Source organism: Mucilaginibacter oryzae, assembly GCF_003148845.1.
GTDB classification, from domain to species: domain Bacteria; phylum Bacteroidota; class Bacteroidia; order Sphingobacteriales; family Sphingobacteriaceae; genus Mucilaginibacter; species Mucilaginibacter oryzae.
Genome location: NZ_QGHA01000001.1, coordinates 803,824 through 829,333, shown reverse-complemented (window position 1 = coordinate 829,333; position 25,510 = coordinate 803,824). Strand labels below are relative to the sequence as shown.

The following is a 25,510-nucleotide window of genomic DNA, read 5'->3' as shown; positions in this document are numbered from 1 at the left end:
ATAATTGAACGTCGCGCTCCCACATACCGATTCAACTATTATCAACTACACCCTCGCAGTTGTAGCATTGCCGCTGCTTGCCGCTTTAATTAACTTTTGCCTGCCTGTAAAAAGTAAAGTTGCAGGCTGGGTGTCGTCCGCGGCCATTGTGATGGGTTGTGTACTATCGGCAATTGTCTTCTCCAAAGTATGGAACCAACAGCCCCTGCATACGCAAACCCTTTGGTTTACCATAGGTCAGACCAAGGTATACGCAGGTACCCTGCTCAATAATATTTCGGTATTGATGTTGCTGCTGGTATCGCTCATTGCCTTGCCGGTGCATATTTATTCGACAGCTTATATGAAGCATGATGATAGGTATGGCCGCTATTTTACCTACCTCAGCTTTTTCTGTTTCAGTATGCTGGCTTTAGTGGTTATTGATAGCCTGGTGCTGTTTTATGCTTTTTGGGAACTGGTAGGCTTTTCATCTTACCTGCTTATCGGCTTCTGGTTTACGCGCGATAAAGCGGTGCAGGCCAATAAAAAAGCCTTTATCATGAACCGCATTGGGGATATTGGTTTGCTTAGCGCTATCATCATCATTTTTGCGCAGTTCCATACATTTGATATAGCCACGCTGTTTGCCGATGGCGGGTTGGTGTTTAAGTCGATAATTAAAGATGGCCTTTGGATTTCCGAGGCTAACCAAATGCCGGTAATTTGGCAATACGTAGCCTGCGCAGGTATTTTTATGGCGGTAGCAGCCAAATCAGCCCAGTTCCCGCTGCACACCTGGTTGCCCGACGCCATGGAAGGTCCAACTTCGGTTTCCGCGCTCATTCACGCGGCCACCATGGTTGCGGCAGGCGTGTTTTTATTGGGCAGGGTTTATCCGTTTTTTACCGATGCCGAATTAACCATACTGGCTATTATAGGTTGTTTTACCGCTTTTATGGCGGCAAGCATCGCCCTCACCCAAAACGATTTAAAAAAGGTGCTGGCTTATTCAACTATATCGCAGTTAGGTTACATGACCCTCGCTATGGGCGTTGGCGCTTATGGCTCATCGTTATTTCACCTGGTTACCCATGCTTTTTTCAAATGCCTGCTGTTTTTGGTAGCCGGTGTAGTGATCCACGAAATGCAGCATATCAAGGAAGAAAATAACCTCGATATCGATCCGCAGAACATCCAGTTAATGGGTGGATTGCGTAAAAAACTGCCGCTTACCTTTATTGCGGCTATCGTGGGTTCGCTGGCCCTGATCGGCATTCCGTTAACTTCCGGGTATCTTTCTAAAGACGGTATCCTGATTCAGGCCTTCGAGTGGAGCGATGGCCGGAGCGCCTGGCTTAAACTGGTACCTGTTGGCGCTTTGCTTACCAGCTGGCTTACCGCTTTTTATGTTTCAAGGCTGATAGCCAAAGTGTTTTTTGGTGAGTTCAGGCTATTGAAACATCACCCCCAGCTTAAAATGCACATTGGTGACGGCGGTTGGCAATACCGCGTACCCTTAATATTGCTGGCTGTTTGCAGCCTGTTCCCGCTGTTTTCGCTTAATCCGTTTTTTTACGAAAATGCCTGGTTGTTCAAAAGCCTTAAACCGGCCAACTTTTTGGCGAGGGAAAATATCTACCACAGCATTATCCCGATAGGGGTGAATATCCTGAGCGTATTTGTGATGTATTTCGCCTACGCTATCTATACCGAAAAAAGAATTTTCCAATTTCCGCAAACCGGCTTTTTATACCGGTTATCGTACAACCAATGGTACCTGGATAAATTTTATAAACATGCCGTTATTAAACCTGTGCTTGGTTTAGGTAAGTTTTGTTTTTGGTTTGATAGAAACATCATCGATGGTATTATTCATCTTTTGGATAACATTACCCGTAAAATAGCGGCGTTAACCGCATGGACCGATAAATATATCGTTGATGGATTTTTGCACGCGGTAGCGGCGTTGGTGCAAAGCATTGGCAATTTTGCACGTAAATTTCAAAACGGCAAAGTACAGTATTACCTGTACAGTATGCTGCTGATAGTATTGATACTGTTTGTTTTAAAAATATTGATCTGAATTTAATGAACTTGTTAACACTGCTCATATTTATACCCGTACTGTTTGCGCTGGTTATTGTGCTGCTGCCATCATCGCGGCGGGGCAGCTTTAAATATATCACCCTGCTGGCTACTTTAATACAGTTAGGCATCAGCATTTATATTTATCTCAACTTTAAAACCGGGGCGGCATCGGCAGGTATTAACTACGAAGGGCAGTTTCAGTTTGTGCATAAACTGCCCTGGATAGCGCTCGACCTGGGCAATATGGGCAAAATGCAGATTGATTATTTTGTGGGGATAGATGGTATTTCGGTAACGCTGCTGGTAATGTCGGCGCTGGTGATGGTGGTGGCTACGCTTGCTTCGTGGGAGATCAAAAGTAACCTTAAAGGTTTTTTCCTGCTGTTCCTGTTGCTGGATATGGCTGTGATGGGCGTTTTCTGTGCGCTTGATTTCTTTTTGTTTTACCTTTTTTACGAGCTGATGCTGTTGCCGCTATACTTTTTGATAGGTATGTGGGGCGGTGTGCGCCGGGAATACGCGGCCATCAAATTTTTCCTCTACACCTTGTTCGGCTCGGTATTTATGTTGCTGGTGATGGTGGGCTTGTACCTTTCGGTAAATGATCCTGCTACCGGCAGTCATACGTTCAATATTATCCAGATGATGAACCCTGCCAACTATACCGCCGGCTCGGTGTTTTCTGCTGCTGCACATCAAACCATTTTGGGGATGCCCGCGCGTACTGTTGGCTTCGTGGTATTGTTTATTGCCTTTGCCATCAAAGTACCGGTTGTACCCCTGCATACCTGGCTGCCAGATGCACACGTAGAGGCGCCTACGCCGGTATCAATCATCCTGGCTGGTGTGCTGCTTAAAATTGGCGGGTACGGCATCATTCGCATTTGTTTAGGTATTTTCCCGGAGATAGCCTCGTCGGGCGCTTTCTGGCTTGGTTTGATAGGTGTTGTATCGATTTTATACGGGGCCTGCAACGCGTTGGCCCAGCGCGATCTGAAACGCTTGATTGCTTACTCATCCGTATCGCACATGGGTTTTGTACTGTTGGGCATAGCCTCGCAAACCGCCGAAGGTGTAAGCGGCTCCGTGATGCAGATGGTGAGCCACGGCTTTTTATCGTCGATGTTATTCTTTTTGGTGGGTGTGGTTTACAACCGCGTGCATGATAGGGATATTTATCATTTTCGCGGGCTGGGTACACAGATGCCGCAATACACCGCCTTTGTAATGGTGGCTTTCTTCGCTTCGTTGGGCTTACCAGGTTTTTCGGCATTTGTAGCCGAAGCTTTTACGCTTGCAGGTACATTTAAATCGCCAATGGTAAACGGTTTGCTGCCTTATTGGATGGCCGTTTGCGGCTCGGTTGGGATACTGCTCGGCGCAGCCTATTTCCTGTGGACTTTGCAGCGCATGTTCTTCGGTAAGGTATCGTTAAAAGGCGGCGAGGTTTGGAAAATAGCATTGACGGATATAAACATCCGCGAAAAACTGGCATTGGTTCCGCTGGCTGTAGCGGCATTGGCTTTGGGACTGATGCCATCGCTGGTGTTTGGAAAAATCAATGACTCGGTACTGGCGCTGATCCAATTTTTACAGGCTAAATAAAATAAATAGTGTTTCAACATAAATTAATTTATGGAAAAGAGCATGCTCCCGCATCTTTTGTTTACCGGCAGCCCCAGGGCGAACAATGCCGGGAAACAGCGAGCATGTATCTAACCCGTAAAATGATGTTGAAAAAACTAACAACCCTAACCACAGCTATCCTGCTTTTTATAGCCCCACTGGCCAAAGCCGATGAGGAACAAAAGATGGCTTCGAAAGTTCAAAAAGTTACCGTGTTTCTGAATGGCGCGCAGGTAAACCGCACCGCGCAGGTAAATGTAGCCGCGGGTAACTCTACGTTAATATTTGATGGCCTCTCGCCCGATATTGATGTGCAAAGTATCCAGGTTAACGGCGCAGGCGATTTTACCATCCTCTCGGTAAAACATGAACTTGATTTTTTAAAAGACGATCTGAAACAAAAGCAGGTTGAAGATATCCGCGAGCAGCAACGCAAACTGCGCGACAAGATAGCCCTGCAAACCGATTTGATCAGCATCTATCAGCAGGAAGCTGATATGCTAAGCAAAAATCAGCAGGTTGGCAGTTCAACTACCGGGTTGGATGTGCTTAAACTCAAACAGGCGCTTGATTTTCAAACAGCGCGGTTAACAGCCATAAAACTAAACCAGCAAACGGCCAACAACCAGATCAGGGAACTGAATACCGAATTGGCAAAATATGATAAACAGATCGCTTCGCTATCGCACCGCGGACTGGATGCTACCAGTAATATCCTGGTAACCGTATCATCAAAAACAGCGTTACAGGCTACATTTACACTTAATTATGTAGTTAAAACCGCAAGCTGGTTCCCAACTTATGATATCCGCGCAAAAAATGCCAACAGCCCTATCGTTATCGCCTACAAAGCCAACGTATCGCAAAAAAGCGGTGAGGATTGGAAAAACGTGAAGTTAACCCTATCAACTGGTAACCCTACGGTAAGCGGCAGCAAACCAACCCTTGCACCTTATTACGTTGGCAGTAATATGTATTATGCCGGCGATGCTTCCATTACCAGGGTTGCCGGTATTATTGTTGATGAGGCCGGTACGCCACTGCCTGGTGTAACAGTTAAAGTAAAAGGAACTTCAATAGGTGCGGTATCTGATGTATCGGGAAATTATAGTATCCAGGTGCCGGGTGGTAATCCTGTTTTAAGCTACAGTTTTGTGGGGTATGAAACTGCCGAAAGATCTGCAAATACGCCGTTAATCAATGTTTCCATGAAGCCATTTGCTAATGCATTGAATGAAGTTGTTGTAGTGGGTTACGGAACTGCTGAGAGAAAAGAATTAACAGGGGCTGTATCAGGAATTAAACTGCGGGGAACGGCCAGCAAACCTATCGAAGTAACTAAAGCCGAAAATCAAACCAACATCGAGTTCAACATTGCCAACCCGTATTCAGTACCAAGCGATGGTAAACAATACGCGGTAGAAATAAGCCAGTACGATATCGAGGCCAACTACCAATACTATGTTGCTCCTAAACTGAGTACAGATGTATTCCTAACCGCGCAACTCATCAACTGGAATAAATATAGTTTCCTTTCGGGGGAGGCAAGTCTGTTTTTTGAGGGAACGTATATCGGCAAATCGCTCATCAATACCGATGCTACTACCGATACCCTGAACCTGTCGTTGGGCGTGGACAAAAATATCATTGTAACCCGAACATTGGCTAAAGAACTATCGGCGCGCCAATCGTTCGGATCGAACAAAAAGGAAACCCGCGACTGGCAGATCGACATCAAAAACCGTAAAAACCAGCAGGTGAATTTATTGGTGGAAGATCAGCTTCCCGTATCGCAAAATAAGGATATTGAGGTAGAGGCCCAGGAAGTATCAGCAGGTAAAGTTGATGCAACTACGGGCAAGGTTTCATGGAATTTCATGCTAAATTCGCAGGAAGGAAAAAAACTGCGTTTAAAATACCAGGTTAAGTATCCTAAAGATCAATCAGTAATAGTACAATAACATCATAAATGCACGATCTGTTACCCCACATACCAGCACAGTTAAATAATGTTTTTGGCAGCATCCCTTACTTTATGCCCGAAATTTATTTAACCGTGCTGTTTTTGGCGGTACTGATTGCCGACCTCGCCGTAGGCCGACGCTCGGTCGAGTTTTGTAAAATACTGGCTTGCGGCGGCTTGCTGGTGGTAATACTAAAGGATATCGGGCAGTTGTCGGTGGTTCAGGGTACATCCTACGCGCTGTTTAGCAACATGCTGCTGCTAAGCAGGGCATCTGTGCATATCAAATTGATAACAGATGTGCTGTCGTTTGTTTTGCTGCTGTATTTTACCTGGGATGATAAGCTGAAAGCCCATATTAAAGGTTTGTCTGATCTGTATACCATCAGTATAGCCTCTGTACTGGGTTTGCATTTAATGGTCATGGCCATTAATTTATTATCGGTTTACCTGGCTATCGAAATGGTGTCGCTGGCTTCGTACCTGATGGTAGCTTACCGGTCTGAAACGGCCTTAAGTTCTGAGGCCGGTTTAAAGTATGTGCTGTTCGGCGCGGCCTCGTCGGCCATTATGCTTTATGGTATCTCGTTACTCTATGGCTTCAGCGGTTCGCTTGATCTGTTGCTCGATAACAGTATTTTACAATTATCCAGGGTGAATGAGGCAAGCGCCTCGGTGGCCCTGCTATTACTTTTGATAGGCATCGGGTTTAAATTATCATTCGTCCCGCTGCATTTCTGGGTGCCGGACGTATATGAAGGCGCGCCGACACCGGTTACCGCTTACCTGTCAACCGTACCTAAAATTGCCGCTTTCGGCTTGCTGATCAACATACTGCCGCCCTTTTTATCTGCCAATACCTGGAAAGGTGTAAACATAGGCCAGGTTTTATCGGCGGTGGGCATCATCACCATGGTAGCCGGAAACTTCGCGGCCGTGCTGCAAAATAATGTAAAGAGGATGCTGGCTTATTCCAGCATAGGGCATACCGGCTTCGCCTTAATGGCTATTGTAACCTTTAGCAACCAGGGTTTATCCGCGCTCATCTATTACCTCGCTGTATACGCGCTTGCCAATATCGGCGCGTTGGCGTTGGCATCATATTTCAGTAATGTTGTTAAAGCCGAATCGGTAGAAGGTTATACAGGGCTTGGCCTAAAATATCCCCTGGCATCCGTTTGTTTTGTTATTATCCTTATTTCTTTAACCGGGATACCGGTTACGGCAGGCTTTACCGGGAAATTATTCGTGTTTTCGGCAGTTTACAGCGTTTATCAGCAAACACACAGCGTTTGGATGCTGGCTTTAATGATAACAGGTGCTTTAACTACCGTTGTATCGCTTTTTTATTATCTTAAAATACCTTTGTATTTGTTTTTAAAAAGAACAGAAAATGCTGAGGTTGCCGAACAAAAATCATATAACCTGCTTGTTTTGGCTATAATTATCGTTTTTTTATTGGTTTTGCTTGGAATATTCCCGGATTTGCTGATAAAACATCTGTAATTTTTTATTACTGACGTTTTTTTAAACAAAAAGCATTTATTTTCTTTTGTTTTTGGGAAAAGTGTTAACTTTCGACACGATTTAAATTATATTTTCTTGTAATACATGAAGAGGTATTTCCCTTTTTTCCTGATCTTAGTTATTCTTTCGCTTACTTTTATTTTTCCTTCGGTTGATTTTAAAAACGAAGGGCATCCCAACTTTAATACCGGCGATATCGCGTGGATGCTGATGTCGACGGCATTGGTTTTGATCATGACACCTGGTCTGGCGTTTTTTTATGGCGGTATGGTTAATAAAAAGAACGTGATCTCAACCATGCTGCAAAGTATTGTTTGTATGGTGATCATAACGGTGATGTGGGGTATCTTCGGCTTCAGCCTTGCTTTTGGTGAAAGTTTTCACGGCATTATCGGCAATCCATCCACCTTTTTTATGATGAAGGGCATGCTGGGTAACGCCACCTGGAAGGCCGCGCCAACTATACCGCTGTTACTTTTTGCCATGTACCAGTTAAAGTTCGCTATCATTACCCCGGCGCTGATTACCGGTGCCTTTGCCGAGCGCATCCGTTTTAACTCTTATATCATCTTCCTGGTATTGTTTTCCATTTTTATATTCTCACCGCTGGCGCATTGCACCTGGCATCCCGATGGCATCCTGGCCAAATACGGTGTGTTGGATTTTGCAGGCGGTACGGTAGTACACATGTCGGCCGGATGGGCCGCTTTGGCTTCGGCCTTATACTTAAAACGCCGTAACGAAGCTAACCACTCCCCGGCCCGTATTACTTATGTAATGATTGGTACCGGTTTGTTATGGTTTGGCTGGTTTGGTTTTAATGCCGGGTCGGCATTTGGTGCTAACGCTTTGGCGGTTACCGCCCTGGCAACCAGTACAACGGCTTCGGCAGCGGCGGGTGTTACCTGGATCTTTTTTGATATGCTGCTTGGCCGCAAGCCATCGGCTATGGGTACCTGTATCGGCGCGGTAGTAGGTTTAGTGGCCATTACGCCTGCAGCGGGTTTTGTTTCAGTGCCGCACTCGCTGGCTATCGGCATTATTTCGGCTATAGTGAGTAACCTTGTGGTTGAATGGCGCACCCGCACCAGTATTGATGATACGCTGGATGTTTTTCCGTGCCATGGTGTTGGCGGCATGGTAGGTATGCTGTTAACCGGTGTTTTTGCGAGCCAGCACGTAAATTCGGCCAATGGTACCGGTAACGGTTTGTTTTTTGGCGAAACACATTTGTTTATTGTTCAGTTAGTAGCGCTTGTATGCGTATCCATATTCGCCTTCTTCGGTTCGTTATTGTTGTTGAAGATCACCGACATGATCGCTCCGCTACGGGTATCGGCCGAGGAAGAGGAACAAGGTCTTGATTTAAGCCAGCACGGCGAAAAATTGTAATAGTATTTTCAAACCAATCAACTTAACCTGAAAATTTCCGGCCCAAAAGGCCGGATTTTTTGTTTTATGATTTTTTCGCCGTTGCCGCCCGGCAGGAGCCCATAGCCATTAACTTAAGGACAAAGGCCATCCAAAAGTTAAGGAGAAAGGTATGATTTACTCCCAATGACCTACTGTGTTTAGATTCCCCGTAGGAGATACCTGTTTGTAGAAGATGCAGGCAAAGGGCCTTTTTATCTTTATCCTACAAACGGGTAGCGCCTAACGGCACATTGGGAAATTTGCATACAGCAGCTTTAGTTAACGGCTATAGGCTCCAGCCGAGTGGCAACTACTTCGTGTCCTCTGGCCGCCGTAGCTGTATCGTGCATGTCGTTACAGGCCGGAGGCCTGGTGGTAATTGCCGCTCTGCTGGAGCCGAGCGGCGATTGTTTTTTGATATTTACTTTGTCAACTCGGCTACCAGGCTTTCCGCCGGATCATCAATGCGCTTAATGTGGATATTATTAACCGGTTTTACCACCAGCGGAATTTTTTCAACCCGGGTTTCGCTGGTATCCAAACCAAATGCTTTAGCTTCAGACTGAGCCAGTTTTTTAATGGCGAAATAGCTGTTCAGGATAAATGCCTCAGATACATTGAAAATATTATTGTACGACAGGAATTTCTCCATAATTACAAACCTGAAATCGGCAGCCATACCATATTCTTTTAACGAAGGGTAATTGCTGGTGATGTCGATCTCGCCGCGACCCACCATGTCTTCCACTACCTTGCGGAACAAAACGTTAACCCGTGGCTGGATCCTGAAACCAAGACGGAACTCCACGCGGATCACCTTACCCGGCTCTATCTGGTCAACGCTGTACTCCATGGTATAAGGCTCGTCGGTACGTTCAATGTGTACAAACCAGTAGGTATCGGCACGTTTAGGGCGACGGCTCATGATAGAGTAGATGATCTTTTCTTCTATCTGTTTGCTGTTATTGGCTTTTGTAAGATAGATAAGATGCGTTGCATATTTGTTTACGGTAGTATCGGCACTTAAAGCGTTAAGCAAAGGGAGTTTCTCTTTGATGTCGATAAAATTAAGAAAGCGGTTGTTGATTTTTCTTGCCTTAAACCAGGTGTACATCGTGAAGATCAACCCAACTTCAAATCCAACAAAAAACAAACGTTTTAAAATTTTAACGGCATTGGCCACAAAAAATGAAAACTCTACGGTTACAAACAAGCACAAAATAATGGTAACCAACCATACCGGCCAATGCTTTACATAGCGCATAAAATAGTACATCAAAATGGTGGTGCTGAGCATGGCTATGGTAATACTGAAACCATAGGCAGCAGTCATGGCGGCCGAAGTGCGGAAGTACATGGATACCAGGATACAGCCTGCACACAGCATCCAGTTAATGCTCGGGATGTATATTTGTCCGCGGATGTTTGATGGGTATTTGATGGTGATCCTTGGCCAGAAATTCATGCTCACCGCCTCGCTGATTAAGGTGAACGAACCGCTGATTAAGGCCTGGCTGGCAATAATGGTAGCCAGTGTAGCCAGGGCAACAGCCGGTAAAAGCAAGTTATGCGGAACAATTTCAAAGAAAGGGTTAACACCTGTAAAATCTTTACCCGGTGCCTGCGATAATACCCACGCGCCCTGGCCAAGATAATTGAGTATCAAGGTGGTTTTTACAAATATCCAGCTTACCTGGATGTTTTTTCTGCCGCAATGGCCAAGGTCTGAATATAAGGCTTCGGCACCCGTGGTACACAAAAACACAGCGCCTAACAGCCAGAAGCCTTTAGGGTGTGTCATTAGCAGGTGCATGCCATGGTAAGGGTTAAGGGCTTTAAAAATTGAAGGATAGTGTGCTACCTGCATGGCGCCCAACACGCCCAGCATTAAAAACCACATCAGCATAATCGGGCCGAATGCCGAACCTACTACCTTGGTGCCAAACTGCTGAAAAAAGAACAGCAGCAGGATAATGCCGATTACGATACCCAGGATAAGGTCATTACCCGGCACAATGATGTTTGAAAAGGCCGGTACAAGGTTCAAACCTTCGATGGCCGAGGTTACTGATATGGGCGGGGTAATAATACCATCGGCCAGTAAGGTGCCTGCACCTATAATAGCGGGAATAGCCAGCCATTTGCCATAGCGCCTTACAAGCGCGAATAACGAGAAAATACCGCCCTCGCCTTTATTATCGGCCTGGAGGGTGATAACGATATATTTGAAAGTGGTTTGCAGGGTAAGGGTCCAGAAAATACAGGAGATGGAGCCCAAAACCAAATCGGGATTTACCTTGCCGCCTTCAACAAGCAGGGTTTGGAAAACGTAGAGGGGAGAGGTGCCGATATCGCCAAAAATGATACCCAGCGTAACGATCATACCTGCAAAAGTGAGGTTTTTACTGTGAGAACTCATGAATTGTATATGTTATTAAGGGGGAAAGGGATAAGATTCGTTGCTGGTGCTATGAGTTTACCCGTTTTAATAAACCGGGCAGCCAACAACCTGAATGATATCATCGTTTTTTTGATTAAATTATTATGACAGCGCTTTGTCAAAAATGATGCCGCCTGCATTGTAATTTACATAAACTAATTGATTTATAAATATTTATCAATTTGAGAAATGATTTATCAATTCGAGATTTTACTATCAAAATGATAGGTTTTATCAGATTGATAGTTTGGAACATCAGCCTGTGTTTTGACCATATTGCCGATATTTGAACGATGGATTTGTTCAATAACGATGAGGTGAACCTGTTTGGGCAGGGAAAAAACCTGCTGCCTTTTGACGGCGAAGCGTTGATATATCCCTATTTTTTTAAGGAGGATGTATTTGCGCGCCTGGTTGAAGAAACACCCTGGAAACAGGATAAAATGAAAATTTACGGAAGAGAGGTAGAGTTTCCGAGGTTGACGGCATGGTATGGTGATAGCGACGAAGTTTATATATACTCGGGCGTTGTAAATGTGCCGGTTCCGTTTAGTTCTTTATTGAATGCTATTAAACAGTCAGCCGAACAACAATGCGGGTACCGGTTTAACACCGCCCTGTTGAATTACTACCGGGATGGCAACGATAGCATGGGCTGGCATAGCGATGATGAAAGTGAGCTGGGCTCAAACCCGGTTATCGCTTCGGTTTCATTCGGCGCGTCGAGGGTGTTCCGGTTTAAACATAAAATACAAAAGGATGCCAAAGTTTCGGTTGAACTGCATAACGGTGATTTGTTGATTATGCGGGGCGCAACACAACACCATTGGCTGCACCAGGTACCCAAAACAGCTAAAAAGCCGGGGCCGAGGATTAATATTACTTTCAGGCTGATAGGTTAACTATGTTACATTTTGCCAAAGGGATACGATTCTTTTAGTAACTTAGTATTGTGCAAAAAGACGGCTTAATAACACTATACCGGCCTGTAGGCCCCAAGGAACTTAAAAAGATTGAAGAATCGGGCTTTAAACGGTTCCCGAAGCGGCTGGCAGAGCAACCTGTTTTTTACCCGGTTATGAACGAAGAATATGCCATCCAGATAGCGCGCGATTGGAATGTGCCCGCCTCCGGTTCAGGGTTTGTGACTAAGTTTAATCTTCCGGAGAGCTACCTGAGTAAATTTGAAGTGCAAAATGTGGGTGGCGCTCTACACAATGAACTATGGGTGCCTGCCGAAGAACTGGAAGAATTTAACGACCATATAGTTGGAAATATTGAAGTTACGCGTTCATTTTACGCCGGTTAACCTGTTTAGGCGTTGCAACAAACAAACTACCAATTAATGACAATTAATAATACCGTGAGTTCATTTTAAAATGATACCTTTGCAGCCTCATTCCGAATCATGAGCGATCAGATTAAACATGAATGCGGTGTGGCATTTATCCGCTTACTAAAGCCACTATCCTACTATCAGAAAAAGTACGGAACTGCACTGTACGGCCTGAACAAACTTTACCTTTTAATGGAAAAACAGCATAACCGCGGCCAGGACGGCGCCGGCGTTGCTACCATTAAACTGGATATTGAACCGGGCAAAAGGTACATCAGCCGTCACCGTTCCATGGCCTCGAACGCCGTTGCTGATATTTTTGAATATATCCAGAAGAAATTCGCGGAAATTCAAAAAGAAAGTCCCGAAAAACTGGCTGATGCCGACTGGCTTAAAGAACATGTTAGCTTTACCGGCGAAGTGTTATTAGGCCACCTGCGCTATGGTACTCACGGTAAAAACAGCATTGAAAGCTGCCACCCCTTTTTAAGGCAAAACAACTGGATGACCCGTAACCTGGTGATTGCCGGTAACTTCAACATGACCAATGTTGACGAACTGTTGGAGCAATTGTATGCACTGGGCCAGCACCCTAAAGAAAAAGCCGATACCGTTACCGTGCTCGAAAAAATAGGCCACTTTATCGATACCGAAAACCAGGGCCTGTTTGATCAGTACAAACGCGAAGGTTTGGATGATAACCGCGAAATCAGCAAGCTGATAGCCAATGATATGGATGTGGCCAAGATTTTGCGCAAATCGGCCAAGAACTGGGATGGTGGTTATACCATTGCCGGGATTCTGGGCCATGGCGACGCCTTTGTTATGCGCGACCCGGCTGGTATCCGCCCTGCTTATTATTATTATAACGATGAGATTGTGGTTGCGGCTTCAGAGCGCCCCGCTATCCAGACTGCCTTTAACATCCCGATGGAGAATATCAGGGAAATTCGCCCTGGCCATGCTTTAATCGTTAAAAAGAACGGCAAGATCACTGAAGACATGTTCAGTGAGCCTAAGGAAAGAAAAGCCTGCTCGTTTGAGCGGATTTATTTTTCCCGCGGCAGCGATGCGGCTATTTACCGCGAGCGTAAACAATTAGGCCGCCTGCTTTGTCCGCAGATCTTGGATTTTGTTGATCACGATATAAAAAACACCGTATTCTCTTACATCCCTAACACCGCCGAAGTTGCTTTTTACGGCATGGTTGAAGGGATGCATAAATACGTAAAGAAATACCAGCACGAAGAACTGGTGAAACTTGGCAGCGATATTACCGAAGAAAAGGTAGCCGAAATACTCCAGGTAGCACCACGTGTTGAAAAGATAGCCATTAAAGACGTTAAGCTCCGCACTTTTATTACCCAGGATGCCGACCGTAGCGAAATGGTAGCCCACGTTTATGATACTACTTACGGCCTGATTAAAAAAGGCACCGATACGCTGGTAGTTTTGGACGACTCGATTGTGCGTGGTACCACATTGAAGCAAAGTATCCTTAAAATATTAGACAGGCTCGGCCCCAAAAAGGTGGTTGTGGTTTCGTCTGCTCCGCAAATCCGTTACCCGGATTGCTACGGTATCGATATGTCGCGCATGGGCGAGTTCGTGGCTTTTGAGGCGGCAATCAGCCTGTTAAAAGAGCAGAACAAAGAAGATATCATCCTGGAGGTTTATCAAAAATGTAAAGACAGCCAGAAACTGCCTAAAGAGAAAGTTGAGAATTACGTGAAAGCGATTTACGCGCCGTTCACTGATCAGCAGATCTCCGACCGTATCGCTAAGATCATAACCCCTAAAAACGTAACCTGCGAGGTACAGGTAATTTACCAGACCCTGGATAACCTGCACATTGCCTGTCCTGAAAACCTGGGCGACTGGTACTTTAGCGGCGACTACCCAACTCCTGGTGGTAACAAGGTAGTTAACCGTGCCTTTGTTAACTGGATGGAAGGTAAAAACCAAAGGGCTTACATGTAATTCCAGGCTCCCTAACCCCCTGAGGGGGAACAAAATAAAAAGGCGATGAATTTTTCATCGCCTTTTTTGTTTTGGAAGGTAATAATCATGTTATCGCCTTCTTAATGTAAGCCTCGAATAACGATCTGTAAGCTGAGAATTGTGTCGATTTTACGATCCCGCCGGTGCTGAAAACACAAAATGTGTCACCAGTTTATCAATCAGTACAAGCGACGCGATAATTAGCGCTATGCCGGCAACTTCGTTAAGCCGGTGGATGAATTTGACTGATATTTTATCCCGCAGTTTATTGGCATAGAAAGCCTTAAGCGTATCCATACCAAACTGAATAATCAATATGGTGAGGAACATGATGGCGATGTGTAATGACCGGTGCGGCGTGCCCACAATGAATGTGGTACTGGCTGCGCCGATTACCACCGTCCAATGGAAAAGGAGGGTAGGGTTAAATATGCACATCAGGAAGCCTTTGAGCACGTAACCAAATCGGTCTGCACCCGAGGGGACTTTATTTTCGTAATTGATCTCGCTTTTTTTAAACATGTAGTACAGGCCAAGTGCAAACAGAATGGCCGCGCCAACAACCCCGGCTATAACCTTGGTATGATCAGATACATCAATATATTGTGAACCGAAAAGGATAGCGCCTACAAAAACAACATCGCTGCAAACCACACCTAAGGCGAGTGAAACCCCTGCATGGAACCCTTTTTCAATACTGGTTTTGATGAGCGCAAAAAAAACCGGGCCTGTGATAAATGTTAACACCAATCCAAACCCGACACCCGAAACGATGGCTTTTATCATTAAGTTAAGCTTTGTTCTTTTTTGAACATTGCGAATATGCAATTTTATTACATAACCAACCAAAGTTAAAATTGTGATTTAATTAATTTAAAAAAGTGTGGCAACTTTTACGAAAATTGAATTATGTTTAGAAATTCAAAAATCATCTGTACAACCTAATTTAAAAATGGAACAAAACGACAAAAAAAATTACGGGTCGGCACTTTATACGTTGGCAACCGTGTTTTTCTTCTGGGGCTTTTTGGCTGCATCAAACGGTATCTTTATCCCGTTTTGCAAAGCCCATTTCAGCTTAACCCAATTTGAATCGCAACTAATCGATTTTACCTTTTATGGCGGATACTTTATCGGATCGTTGATATTATACTTTGCTTCGGCCGCGTCTAAGGTAGATATCCTTAATAAAATCGGTTATAAAAATGGTATTATTTATGGCTTATTGATATCAGCTGTTGGGGCCCTCATCATGGTTCCGGCTATCAATTCAGGTTCGTTTGCCTTTATATTGGCTACCTTTTTCATTATAGCCTTAGGTTTTTCATTGCAGCAAACAGCCGCAAACCCGTTTGTTATAGCGCTTGGCCCTCCCGAAGCAGGTTCCAACCGTTTAAACTTTACCCGGGGGTGTAAACAATTTCGGCAGTATTATGGGGCCCGTAGTTGTAAGTATTGTTTTATTTGGCTCGGCAAGCAAACTTATTAAGCCCGAAGATGTGCAGATTTCATCGGTAAATAATCTTTATTATATCCTGGCCGGCTTATTTATCGCCGTAGCTATTTTCTTCTGGTTATCAAAATTGCCAAGCGTTACCAGCGACGAAAAAATAGAGGCGAGCAGCAAAGCCAACATGCCGTTGTTCATCATATTCATCGCGTTCCTTTTAATCCTGATTGCAGGTCCGGCAAGTATGTACATCGAAAGTATTATGGCTAAAAACAACGGCGTGGTGCTAAGCCCGGAAGTATTGAAACAATACGGCGGCAATACTCTGGAGCAGGTGAGCAAATTGCAGGTGGATGATAATTTAAAGCAACAGCTTACCTACTTTATAAGCCATGCTAACTTTATCAAATCAATTTTTGTTTACACTTCGCTGCTTATCATATTGTTAACGCTGATTTCAACAGTATCTGCAAGCGGTAAAAACAAAGCAGGCTGGGGCGCTATGCAATACCCGCAATTGATAAACGGCATGCTTGCCATATTTACCTACGTTGGCGTTGAGGTAACCATACAAAGTAATATGGGCGCCCTGTTAGAGACAAAGGATTTTGGCGGTTATAATTCATCAAACATTGCCCCTTTTATTTCATTGTATTGGGGAAGCCTGATGATTGGAAGGTGGACAGGTGCAATCGGCGCGTTTAAGTTATCAAAAACAGCCAAAACGTTATTAACCATAGTAGTTCCGTTTGTTGCGTTTGGTGTAGTATTGTTGGTTAACCATTTAAGTGGTACCGATGTAAGCAAATTATATGCTTACGCGCCATGTATTGTTGTGCTTATTGTTGGTTTCCTTTACGGGCAGCAAAAACCGGTACGCACACTTGCTGTTTTCGGTATATTGGGTATTATATTTATGGTAGCCGGTTTATTAACAACAGGTATGGTAGCTGTATTTGCATTTACCAGCGGTGGTTTGTGCTGCTCAATAATGTGGCCATCTATCTTTTCGCTGGCCGTTACCGGTTTAGGTAAATACACCAGCCAGGGTTCAGCTTTTCTTATCATGATGATTTTGGGCGGTTCAATTATTCCGCCGGTACAGGGTATCCTGGCCGATACCAGTGGTATCCACTTATCATACGTTGTGCCTGTTATCGGATTTGCATACCTGGCGTTCTTTGCATGGAAAGCGGGCGCTATATTACGCAAACAGGGCATTGATATGGATCACGTAGAAGTATCAGGCGGACATTAATATTTTTTTCAGAGATTAGAGGTTAGAGATTAAAGGTTAGGCCTTTATCTCCAACCTTTTTTCTTTTATAATGAAAATTGAAATAATCAATAATCATCAACTCCAATCACTAATGACAACCAAACCCAGCTTCGATCAGATTTTTATGAACCTGGCCACAGATCTCGCCGAGCGGTCGCATTGTGTTAAGGCCCACGTGGGGGCTGTGCTTACGCGCGATACCCGGATTATTTCTATCGGCTATAACGGTCCGCCGGCGCATACCCATAACTGTGATATAGAATGGCCGGAAACCGGCTGTGCACGCGATTCGAAAGGCAGTTGCTCGCTGGCGCTTCATGCCGAAGAAAACGCCATATTGTACGCGGTTAAAAACGGGGCCAGGCTTGAAGGAGCCACGCTTTATACCACACTTTCGCCATGCCTTCCATGTGCGAGGCTGATCTACTCGGCAGGAATAACCCAGGTTTATTATGATAAATCGTATGCTGAATATAAAGGCTTGCCAAGCGATGAAGGCGTTGATTTTTTGAATAGGTTCGGGGTAAAGGCCGAGAAGTTTAAACGCGGATAATTTTTGGTGGATTACACCGGTTGATTTTGATATGCCGATTTTGTCATATCTATTACAATTGTGATTTTGGATCGATAGTAGATATCGCAATTGAAAAACGCCCTACCATAACCTTAGATCAGGCTACCCAAACCATCCACATCCCCTTGGTTGATAACAAAGGCCGGGTAACCTCAAAGCTGATCAACTACAAATTTAACGGGCAGTATTTTGAAAAAATAAAAAGCTAAAAAACAGCCAAATGGCTACTGGGGCCACAACAGATCTGCTTAAACCGTTTTTTTTGCGTATCTTGTTTACCGATGAAAACCTTTAAGTTGATAATTGTTTTCTGCTGTTGTTTTTACTCAGCCAATTTGTTTGCGCAAACGCCGCAAGCAATCGAGGCCGATCTGCTCCGGATTTTTAAACGGGTAAACTACTACGGCTCGCATAAAAAGGAGTGGAAGGCGATTGATTCGTTGGAGAAAATGAACAAGATCTTCGGCTTTAAACTTAAGTACTATACCGCTAAATATCCCGAAACTATTAATTACCCATTTACCGAACTGGTTAAAGAACGATTGGTTATAGCCACATCTGCTGATGGTTTGTTCCGTACTTATTCGTGGGATACGAGGTTAGGTTCGGCCGGGTATGATTTTGATAATGTGCTGCAGTTTAAAACCAACGGTAAAGTATTGTCATCGCTCAAAATGGATTCGGTGGGGAAGAAACACAACCCGGTTTTTTGGTATTCGAAAATTTACACCCTGAACGCAGGCAGTAAAACCTACTACCTTGCAGCTTATAATTCGGTGCGGTCAAGCACAGACGCAACGCAGGGCGTACAGTTTTTCGCAATAGAAAACGGGAAACTGAACGGAGCGGTTTTACTCGTTAAAACCCCAACGGGTTTACACAGTAAAATTTATTTTGATTATAACTTCCTCTCGGTGGTGAATATGAAGGTGATCCCCACTATTTATTACGATACTAAAACACAAACCATCCACAGTCCTTTAGTTAACGCGAAACGACAGGTTACCCGCGATTATATCGTGTATAAATTTACCGGTAAGTATTTTGAACGGGTAAAAAATTAACTTTGCCCCATGATCTCATTTGCCCATCGCGTATTTATGGAAGTTGCCGCCAACCTGAGTTTCAGCAAGGCCGCACAGGTGCTTTTTATTACGCAGCCGGCCATCAGCAAGCACGTAAAAGCTTTAGAGGATCAATACAAAGTACCCTTGTTTGAGCGTAAGGCCAACAGCATTTTACTTACCGAAGCCGGTAATAAACTAAACGAATACCTGCAGCAAGCTACCGAAATTGAGCGGAAAATAGAGTACGACCTTTCGGTGTTGAGCAACCTTTCGCAGGCTGCAGGGCATTTACGTTTGGGCGCCAGCACTACCATTGCTTTGTATATTTTACCGCCGATACTTTCAGGCTTTCAGCGTGAATATGCCAATGTGGATGTGCAGCTGGTGAACCGTAACAGCGAGTACATTTTAAACGCGCTGCTTAACCACGAGGTGGATATAGGTATTATTGAGGTTGATAATAAACTTACCACGGTATCGTACACACCATTTATGAGCGATGAGGTGATCCCGGTATGTTCGGCCAAAAGCCCGCTGGCAGGTAAATCACTTACCTTGAAACAGCTTGTTAAAACACCGCTGGCCGTGCGCGAGCGTGGTTCAGGTACTTTGAACGCTGTACTGAAAGCTCTATCCGTTTTACATATTAAACCGGCGGATCTATCAGTAAAAATTCGTTTAGGTGGTACAGAAGCGCTAAAAAACTTCCTCCTGGCCGATCAATGCCTTGGCTTTATGCCGCGCCCATCCATCATCCGGCAACTGGCCGAAGGCGACCTGGTTGAGGTACCTATTGAAGGTCTTAAAATTACACGCGATTTCTTTTTCATTCGCCGTAAAGGTACAGAGGATTACGGGTTGACGAGCAATTTTATCAGTTTCGCGGCACAGCATATCAGCGGAAGGTAGGTTGTGCGAAGACATACTGGTTTTTGTGGATAAGTAGAGATAGTTAGGCAGGCAAATCGTGAAAACCAACGGATTTTTTGTAGAAATATTGAGGCTCGAAAAATTGCCAGCCGCTGCGAAACTTTAGCGATAATCTCCCATTTCTTTTTCAAATTCCAAAAACTATCCCCATTTCTGCCTGTAGTTATATTGTAATTAACTTTAATAATCATTAATTAAATAATGTAATTATGGCAAATTTAAGTAACCGTAAGGTGGCTATGCTTACCGAAGAGGGGTTTGAGCAGGTAGAGTTAACAAGCCCTAAAGAGGCTTTGGAAAAGGCGGGTGCCACAGTACATATTATATCACCCCAAAGCGGCCGCATCAAAGCCTGGAATAACACCGACTGGGGAATTGAAGTTGAGGTAGACCGTAACCTGAGCGATGTAAGCGCCGACGATTACGACGCGCTGGTATTACCAGGCGGCGTTCTTAACCCCGATAAATTAAGACAAAATGCCGAAGCGGTAGCGTTCGCGTCTTCGTTTTTGGAAGATGGTAAACCCGTAGCGGCTATTTGTCATGGCCCGCAGCTGTTAATAGAAACCGGTTTGTTGGATGGCAAGCGTTTAACCTCATACCCATCCCTGCAAACCGATTTAAAGAATGCCGGGGCAGATTGGGTAGATGAAGAAGTTGTAGTTGATCATGGCCTGGTAACCAGTCGCCGCCCGGATGATCTGGAAGCATTTAACCAAAAAGTTATTGAAGAGATAGGTGAGGGCATACATCAGGAATAATAAAGTACCTTGATTTGTAGCGTTTAACGATTGCCTGATGTTAATATTTAACCGTGATCCTTAAATCTACAAATCAAGGTTTATATTTACCTCATGCCTCAACAAAAAAAAGCTTTAATTATCGGCGCCGGAATAGCAGGTATCGCGACAGCCATCAGGCTGGCAGTTAAGGGTTACCAGGTTGAAGTTTACGAAGCCAACAGTTATCCCGGAGGGAAGTTAAGCCAGTTTAGCCAGGATGGTTACCGCTTTGATGCCGGACCAAGCCTGTTTACCATGCCGCAATATGTGGATGAACTTTTTAAACTGGCAGGTAAAGAGCCGTCGCAATATTTCAGGTACCAGAAACTGGATGAGATTTGCCGTTATTTTTATGAAGATGGTACCCGGTTAACGGCTTACGCCGATGCCGACAGGTTTGCAAGCGAGGTAAGTGAAAAAACTAAAGAACTGTCTACCTCTGTCGAAAGGTATTTAAAAAACAGCGCCTTAATTTATAAGATCACCAATCATGTTTTTTTGGAGCGCTCGCTTCATTTGCTCAAAACCTATTTGCGTTGGGATACTTTTAAATCGATACTGAGGTTTGGCAAGATTGATCCGTTCCGTACCATGCACCAGGCTAATCAAAGCTATTTTAAGGATGTCCGGATGGTACAGCTGTTTGACAGGTATGCAACCTATAACGGTTCTAACCCTTATCAGGCACCAGCTACCTTAAATGTGATCCCACATCTGGAGCAGCATTTTGGCGCGTATTTTCCCGAAGGAGGGATGTATAGTATCACCGATAGTTTAGTGAAACTGGCCGGATTGTTAGGTGTGAAATTTCATTATGATACCAGGGTTGATGAAATAGTATTGAATGAAAAAGCCGTAAAAGGTATCAAAATTAAAAACGAGGTGGTTGAAACCGACATGGTAATATCCAACATGGACGTATGGTTTACTTATCATCACCTGCTCAAAAAATCTCCTCAGCTAAAACCCCAAAAAATATTGAGCCAGGAGCGAAGTAGTTCCGCGTTGATATTTTATTGGGGGATCAAAAAACAGTTTAAGCAACTCGATCTGCATAATATATTCTTTAGTGCCGATTATAAGGCGGAGTTTGATGCCATCTGGCAGGATAAGAGTATCTATCACGATCCTACAGTATATTTAAACATCAGTTCGAAGTATCAAAACGATGATGCCCCCAAAGGTTGTGAAAACTGGTTTGTGATGATCAATGTTCCGGCTAATATAGGTCAGGATTGGGATGCATTGATAGCTACCGCGCGAAAAAATATATTAGCTAAGTTAAGCAGGTTATTGGGTGAAGATATTAGTGGTTTGATAGTTGACGAAAGCATCCTCGATCCGCGAAGTATCGAAAGCCGCACTTCATCGTACCAGGGTTCGCTTTATGGCACCAGTTCAAATAATCAGTTCGCGGCATTTTTGAGGCATGCCAACAAATCATCAAAAATTAAAGGCTTATATTTTTGCGGGGGAAGTGTGCACCCTGGTGGGGGAATCCCGCTTTGCTTGTTATCGGCGAAAATTGTTAGTGAAATGGTTGGATGATACCGATATTTTCTTATGCAGTAGGGCAGCCATTATCAGCATCAATAATTTAATTGCTGCTACCAAACATAAATTATTAATATTGCCTTAATGGGTTATTTACATCTGCCCGGCCTGGGCAAAGCGCATTTTCATGAATATGGTACGGGACAGAAACCCATGCTGGCCTTTCATGGTTACGGAATGACGGGTAAGCAGTTTCATGTGCTTGAGCAATCTATCATCCCACAATACCATATTTACGGTTTCGATCATTTTTTTCACGGAGAGAGTAAACTTGACGGCTGGACAGAGCAGCAGATCCTGGCAGGTATGCCCAAAACCATGGTACGCAGCTATACAGAAGAATGGTTTAAGCTTTACGGCAGGCAGCGGTTTTCGGTAATGGGTTATTCTATCGGTGCCAACATCGCTTTAATTTTGGTTGAAGAATATGCAGAGTTGATTGATGAAGTGATCCTGATGGCGCCCGATGGCCTGGCTGTTTTTAAAGGCTTCCAATTTATACTGCACAATAAGCTTGGCCGCGGAATATTCCGTACGGCAACCAAAAGTAAATGGCTGGCGCCTTTCATCATTAAAAGTTTAAAAAAACTGCGCTTTATTGACGAAAGCCTTTACCATATAGCCTATAATGAAATTGATACCGAACAAAAACGGTTGGATACTTATTATACCCTAAATTTGATCCGCCAGCTGAAACCGGATGTTAAGCACATCGCGCAGCAAATTAATCGGCATAAAATAAAATGCATGCTGATATTTGGCAAACACGATTTGTTGTTCCCCAAATCAGCAGCGATGCCTTTTTTAAGGATGCTGGATGATGCTGAAGTGCATGAGGTAGCGCTCGGGCACTGGCTGGTTACCCGGGCATTGGATGAGTATTTAGTTAAATAGAAAAATGGTTCCGTCGCGTAAAAAGAAATTCTGGAGTAAATTATATATCACTTATGTACGGTGGTGGATCAGCCGCAATTTTAAAGAGGTTAATGTACAGCCATTTGAACCGCGCCCCGGTCATTCGATATTGCTGCTGAGCAACCATTTTAGCTGGTGGGACGGCTTTATCGCCAACTGGACGGCGGTTTTCAACCTCAAAAAGCAATACTATGTAATGATGCAGCAGGATCAGTTCGATCAACGGAGCTATCTGCGATATATAGGCGCTTATTCTATACAAAAAGGATCAAGGGCGATGCTGGATTCGCTCACCTACTCGGCGCGTATCCTGGATCAGCCGGATAACCTGATCGTGATCTTTCCGCAGGGCGAACTGTTTTCTAACCACGAAACACATGTGCATGTTGAAAAAGGCGTGTACAAGCTGATGCAGCAGGTTAAAGGGCCCTGCCAGGTGGTGTATCATTGCATATTGATAGATTATTTTGAGAGTTTGAAACCGAGGGCATACGTACACTTGTTTGATTTGGGTATAGCTAATGAACTTACCTTTGATCAACTAAAGGAGAACATCAACGCAGCCCATCAGCAGGCCTTGAAAAATCAGATCAATATGGAGCACTAAGCTTAGCTGATAATTTTACACGAATTTTAGCGAATTGCCGAATTTGCGCGAATTCAATCCGATAGATCTCAATTTAATTCGTGAAATTCGAATAAATTTTTGTCGCCATGCAATACAATCGTGTCAAAATCATTTCACACACGACTTTTGACGAACTATCGAATGGACACCGATTCAATCCAATAAATGAAGCTTTTTAATTCGTGAAATTCGATTAAATTCCCAAAGCCATGCCATACATTCGTGTCAAAATATGATCCGTAATCAAAGCAACTACTTTCTGAACCGCATAGTTCACTATTATATTAAACGGATAGTGAAACAGGAGTTTCATGAACTGTTGTTTAATGAGATAACGGTTGATCAAGACAAATCGATATTGCTCATTGCCAATCACTTTAGCTTTTGGGACGGATTGATCCTGTACTGTGTTAATGACCTGTTGCTGAAGAAAAAATTGCATGTAATGATACTTGAGGAAACTGCCCGCAAAGAGAATTTTTTGAAATATGTGGGTGCGTTTTCGGTAAAGAAAGATTCAAAAAGCATCCTGCAATCGCTTGATTACGCGGCGGAGTTGCTTGCCGCGCCGGCAAATTTGGTTTTGATGTTTCCGCAAGGCAAGTTATATGCTAACTTTGTTACCAACATAAAATTTGAAAAGGGCGTTATGCGGATCATTGAAAAAGCGCAGGGAAATTTCCAATTGCTTTTCGCCTCAACTTTTATTCAGTACTTTAAACAAAAAAAGCCTACGGCAACAGTTTATCTTAAAAACGACACCGGATATTATTCGGGAAAGGAGGTAACCGCATTGCAACAGGCTTACCAGCAGCATTTTGAAACATCAAAAGCACTTCAAACCGAATTTGATATATAAAGCGTGACAATAGCCATCTTAATAACCCTGTTTTTCATCATTCTGCGGTTTGCAGTTACGCTGTTCAATTATATCTCCAACCCCAAACTGCCGCATATCAGCAAACATTATACAGATAAAGTATCTATCCTGATACCGGCCCGTAATGAAGCGGCCAATATCCTGCCGCTGTTGCAGTCCATCCATCAGCAGGATTATCAAAACTACGAGGTAATTATTTACGATGATGACTCGACCGACGATACCTATAAAGTTTGCTCGGATTTCGCCGCAGCCCACCCCCGGTTTAAAGTTATTAAAGGCACCACGCTACCCGAAGGCTGGATAGGAAAAAACCATGCCTGCCACCAGTTAGCCCAACTGGCCGATGGCAAATACCTGCTGTTTCTGGATGCCGACGAACAGGTGTATGTAAAACTGATTAACAGCGCGGTACACCGCATGCACCTGCACAGCTTAAGCTTACTGAGCCTGTTTACCAACCAAACCATGTTAACTTTAGGTGAGAATGCCGTAGTACCCCTCATGCACTATATACTGCTCAACCTGCTGCCGTTACGTTTGGTATACCTGGTAAAAAACGCCTCGGTAGCGGCTGCCAGCGGGCAGTTTATGCTGTTTGACGCCGACGTGTATCATCAACAGCAATGGCACAAAGCAGTTAAAAATAAAGTTGTTGAAGATGTGGAAATCATGCGCCTCATCAAAGCCGAAAATTATAACGGCGAGGCCCTGCTGGCCAATGGCATGATCAGTTGCCGCATGTACCATGGGTATAACGAAGCCATCAACGGTTTCAGCAAAAACTTCCTGGCCGCGTTTAATTACAGTATTATAGGCTTTTTAATATACATTACCCTCATTATTGGCGGGCCGTTGTTTATTTTAACAACGCTTAACCTGCCGCTGATCCTATTTACTGTGGGGTTGATTTTGCTAACGCGGATCATGATCTCGCTTTCGGCAGGGCAAAAAGCCGGGTATAATATTGTACTGCACCCTGTTCAAATGTTTAACTTGCTGGTGGTTGCGGTTGTATCTGTTCAAAAATACCTTACTAAAACCACCACCTGGAAGGGGCGCAAAATATGAATGT

The 25,510-nt window shown here is 44.1% G+C and carries 22 protein-coding genes; 20 read left to right on the top strand and 2 right to left on the bottom strand.

The window, feature by feature from the left end; all coding sequences use genetic code 11:
• The first annotated feature begins 4 nt into the window (after positions 1-4).
• From nuoL to LX99_RS03590, 5 genes are all read left to right on the top strand, one after another.
• Entirely contained in the window at positions 5-2,065 is a 2,061-nt protein-coding gene (gene nuoL / locus LX99_RS03610) for an NADH-quinone oxidoreductase subunit L (protein ID WP_245927838.1), read from the top strand.
• Between the two features lie 5 nt (positions 2,066-2,070).
• Positions 2,071-3,675 carry a complex I subunit 4 family protein gene (locus LX99_RS03605; RefSeq protein WP_109606449.1) on the top strand — a complete coding sequence of 535 codons (1,605 nt, stop codon included), beginning with the start codon at positions 2,071-2,073 and terminating at the stop codon, positions 3,673-3,675.
• A gap of 8 nt (positions 3,676-3,683) precedes the next feature.
• A complete protein-coding gene (locus LX99_RS03600) occupies positions 3,684-5,657 on the top strand; it encodes a mucoidy inhibitor MuiA family protein (RefSeq protein ID WP_109606446.1) in 1,974 nt (657 codons plus the stop codon).
• An 8-nt stretch (positions 5,658-5,665) separates the two neighbouring features.
• Complete coding sequence (locus LX99_RS03595) at positions 5,666-7,165, top strand: NADH-quinone oxidoreductase subunit N (protein ID WP_109606444.1); 1,500 nt, start codon at positions 5,666-5,668, stop codon at positions 7,163-7,165.
• Positions 7,166-7,270: 105 nt separating this feature from the next.
• Positions 7,271-8,578, top strand: coding sequence for an ammonium transporter (locus tag LX99_RS03590; protein WP_022833584.1), 1,308 nt, complete (start codon positions 7,271-7,273; stop codon positions 8,576-8,578).
• 442 nt (positions 8,579-9,020) lie between these two features.
• On the opposite strand, the gene LX99_RS03585 is transcribed toward LX99_RS03590, so the two are convergent.
• Positions 9,021-11,018: a KUP/HAK/KT family potassium transporter gene (locus LX99_RS03585; RefSeq protein ID WP_109606441.1), complete on the bottom strand. Its 1,998-nt coding sequence runs from the start codon at positions 11,016-11,018 to the stop codon at positions 9,021-9,023.
• Between the two features lie 314 nt (positions 11,019-11,332).
• On the opposite strand from LX99_RS03585, the gene LX99_RS03580 reads away from it, so the two are divergent.
• The 3 genes from LX99_RS03580 (at position 11,333) to LX99_RS03570 (ending at position 14,355) form a co-directional block, all read left to right on the top strand.
• Positions 11,333-11,941 carry an alpha-ketoglutarate-dependent dioxygenase AlkB family protein gene (locus LX99_RS03580; RefSeq protein WP_109606439.1) on the top strand — a complete coding sequence of 203 codons (609 nt, stop codon included), beginning with the start codon at positions 11,333-11,335 and terminating at the stop codon, positions 11,939-11,941.
• 50 nt (positions 11,942-11,991) lie between these two features.
• On the top strand, positions 11,992-12,348 hold the full coding sequence (locus tag LX99_RS03575; RefSeq protein WP_109606437.1) for a hypothetical protein: 357 nt from the start codon (positions 11,992-11,994) through the stop codon (positions 12,346-12,348).
• Between the two features lie 99 nt (positions 12,349-12,447).
• Positions 12,448-14,355, top strand: coding sequence for an amidophosphoribosyltransferase (locus tag LX99_RS03570; protein ID WP_109606435.1), 1,908 nt, complete (start codon positions 12,448-12,450; stop codon positions 14,353-14,355).
• A gap of 150 nt (positions 14,356-14,505) precedes the next feature.
• Here the strand turns inward: LX99_RS03570 and LX99_RS03565 are convergent, their stop codons facing one another.
• Positions 14,506-15,162, bottom strand: coding sequence for a LysE family translocator (locus tag LX99_RS03565; RefSeq protein ID WP_109606950.1), 657 nt, complete (start codon positions 15,160-15,162; stop codon positions 14,506-14,508).
• Positions 15,163-15,328: 166 nt separating this feature from the next.
• Here LX99_RS03565 and LX99_RS25885 point away from each other — a divergent pair, with 166 nt between their 5' ends.
• The 12 genes from LX99_RS25885 (at position 15,329) to LX99_RS03510 (ending at position 25,506) form a co-directional block, all read left to right on the top strand.
• On the top strand, positions 15,329-15,865 hold the full coding sequence (locus tag LX99_RS25885) for an MFS transporter (protein WP_245927837.1): 537 nt from the start codon (positions 15,329-15,331) through the stop codon (positions 15,863-15,865).
• Entirely contained in the window at positions 15,810-17,084 is a 1,275-nt protein-coding gene (locus tag LX99_RS26020) for an MFS transporter (RefSeq protein WP_245927836.1), read from the top strand. Before LX99_RS25885 ends, LX99_RS26020 begins: the two co-directional genes overlap by 56 nt.
• Positions 17,085-17,196: 112 nt before the next feature.
• Positions 17,197-17,658: a deoxycytidylate deaminase gene (locus tag LX99_RS03555; RefSeq protein WP_109606432.1), complete on the top strand. Its 462-nt coding sequence runs from the start codon at positions 17,197-17,199 to the stop codon at positions 17,656-17,658.
• A gap of 26 nt (positions 17,659-17,684) precedes the next feature.
• Positions 17,685-17,888 (top strand): hypothetical protein, encoded by a 204-nt coding sequence (locus LX99_RS03550; RefSeq protein WP_146203050.1) that lies wholly within the window; start codon positions 17,685-17,687, stop codon positions 17,886-17,888.
• A gap of 72 nt (positions 17,889-17,960) precedes the next feature.
• Positions 17,961-18,743, top strand: coding sequence for a hypothetical protein (locus LX99_RS03545; protein WP_109606428.1), 783 nt, complete (start codon positions 17,961-17,963; stop codon positions 18,741-18,743).
• 9 nt (positions 18,744-18,752) lie between these two features.
• Positions 18,753-19,655: a LysR family transcriptional regulator gene (locus tag LX99_RS03540; protein WP_109606426.1), complete on the top strand. Its 903-nt coding sequence runs from the start codon at positions 18,753-18,755 to the stop codon at positions 19,653-19,655.
• 230 nt (positions 19,656-19,885) lie between these two features.
• Complete coding sequence (locus LX99_RS03535; protein WP_109606424.1) at positions 19,886-20,437, top strand: type 1 glutamine amidotransferase domain-containing protein; 552 nt, start codon at positions 19,886-19,888, stop codon at positions 20,435-20,437.
• 93 nt (positions 20,438-20,530) lie between these two features.
• Positions 20,531-22,006 (top strand): 1-hydroxycarotenoid 3,4-desaturase CrtD, encoded by a 1,476-nt coding sequence (gene crtD, locus LX99_RS03530; protein ID WP_109606421.1) that lies wholly within the window; start codon positions 20,531-20,533, stop codon positions 22,004-22,006.
• 90 nt (positions 22,007-22,096) lie between these two features.
• Positions 22,097-22,906: an alpha/beta fold hydrolase gene (locus tag LX99_RS03525; RefSeq protein WP_109606419.1), complete on the top strand. Its 810-nt coding sequence runs from the start codon at positions 22,097-22,099 to the stop codon at positions 22,904-22,906.
• Between the two features lie 4 nt (positions 22,907-22,910).
• On the top strand, positions 22,911-23,534 hold the full coding sequence (locus tag LX99_RS03520) for a lysophospholipid acyltransferase family protein (RefSeq protein WP_109606417.1): 624 nt from the start codon (positions 22,911-22,913) through the stop codon (positions 23,532-23,534).
• Between the two features lie 253 nt (positions 23,535-23,787).
• Complete coding sequence (locus LX99_RS03515) at positions 23,788-24,414, top strand: 1-acyl-sn-glycerol-3-phosphate acyltransferase (RefSeq protein WP_109606415.1); 627 nt, start codon at positions 23,788-23,790, stop codon at positions 24,412-24,414.
• Positions 24,415-24,417: 3 nt separating this feature from the next.
• Positions 24,418-25,506, top strand: coding sequence for a glycosyltransferase (locus tag LX99_RS03510; RefSeq protein ID WP_109606413.1), 1,089 nt, complete (start codon positions 24,418-24,420; stop codon positions 25,504-25,506).
• Positions 25,507-25,510 lie beyond the last annotated feature (4 nt).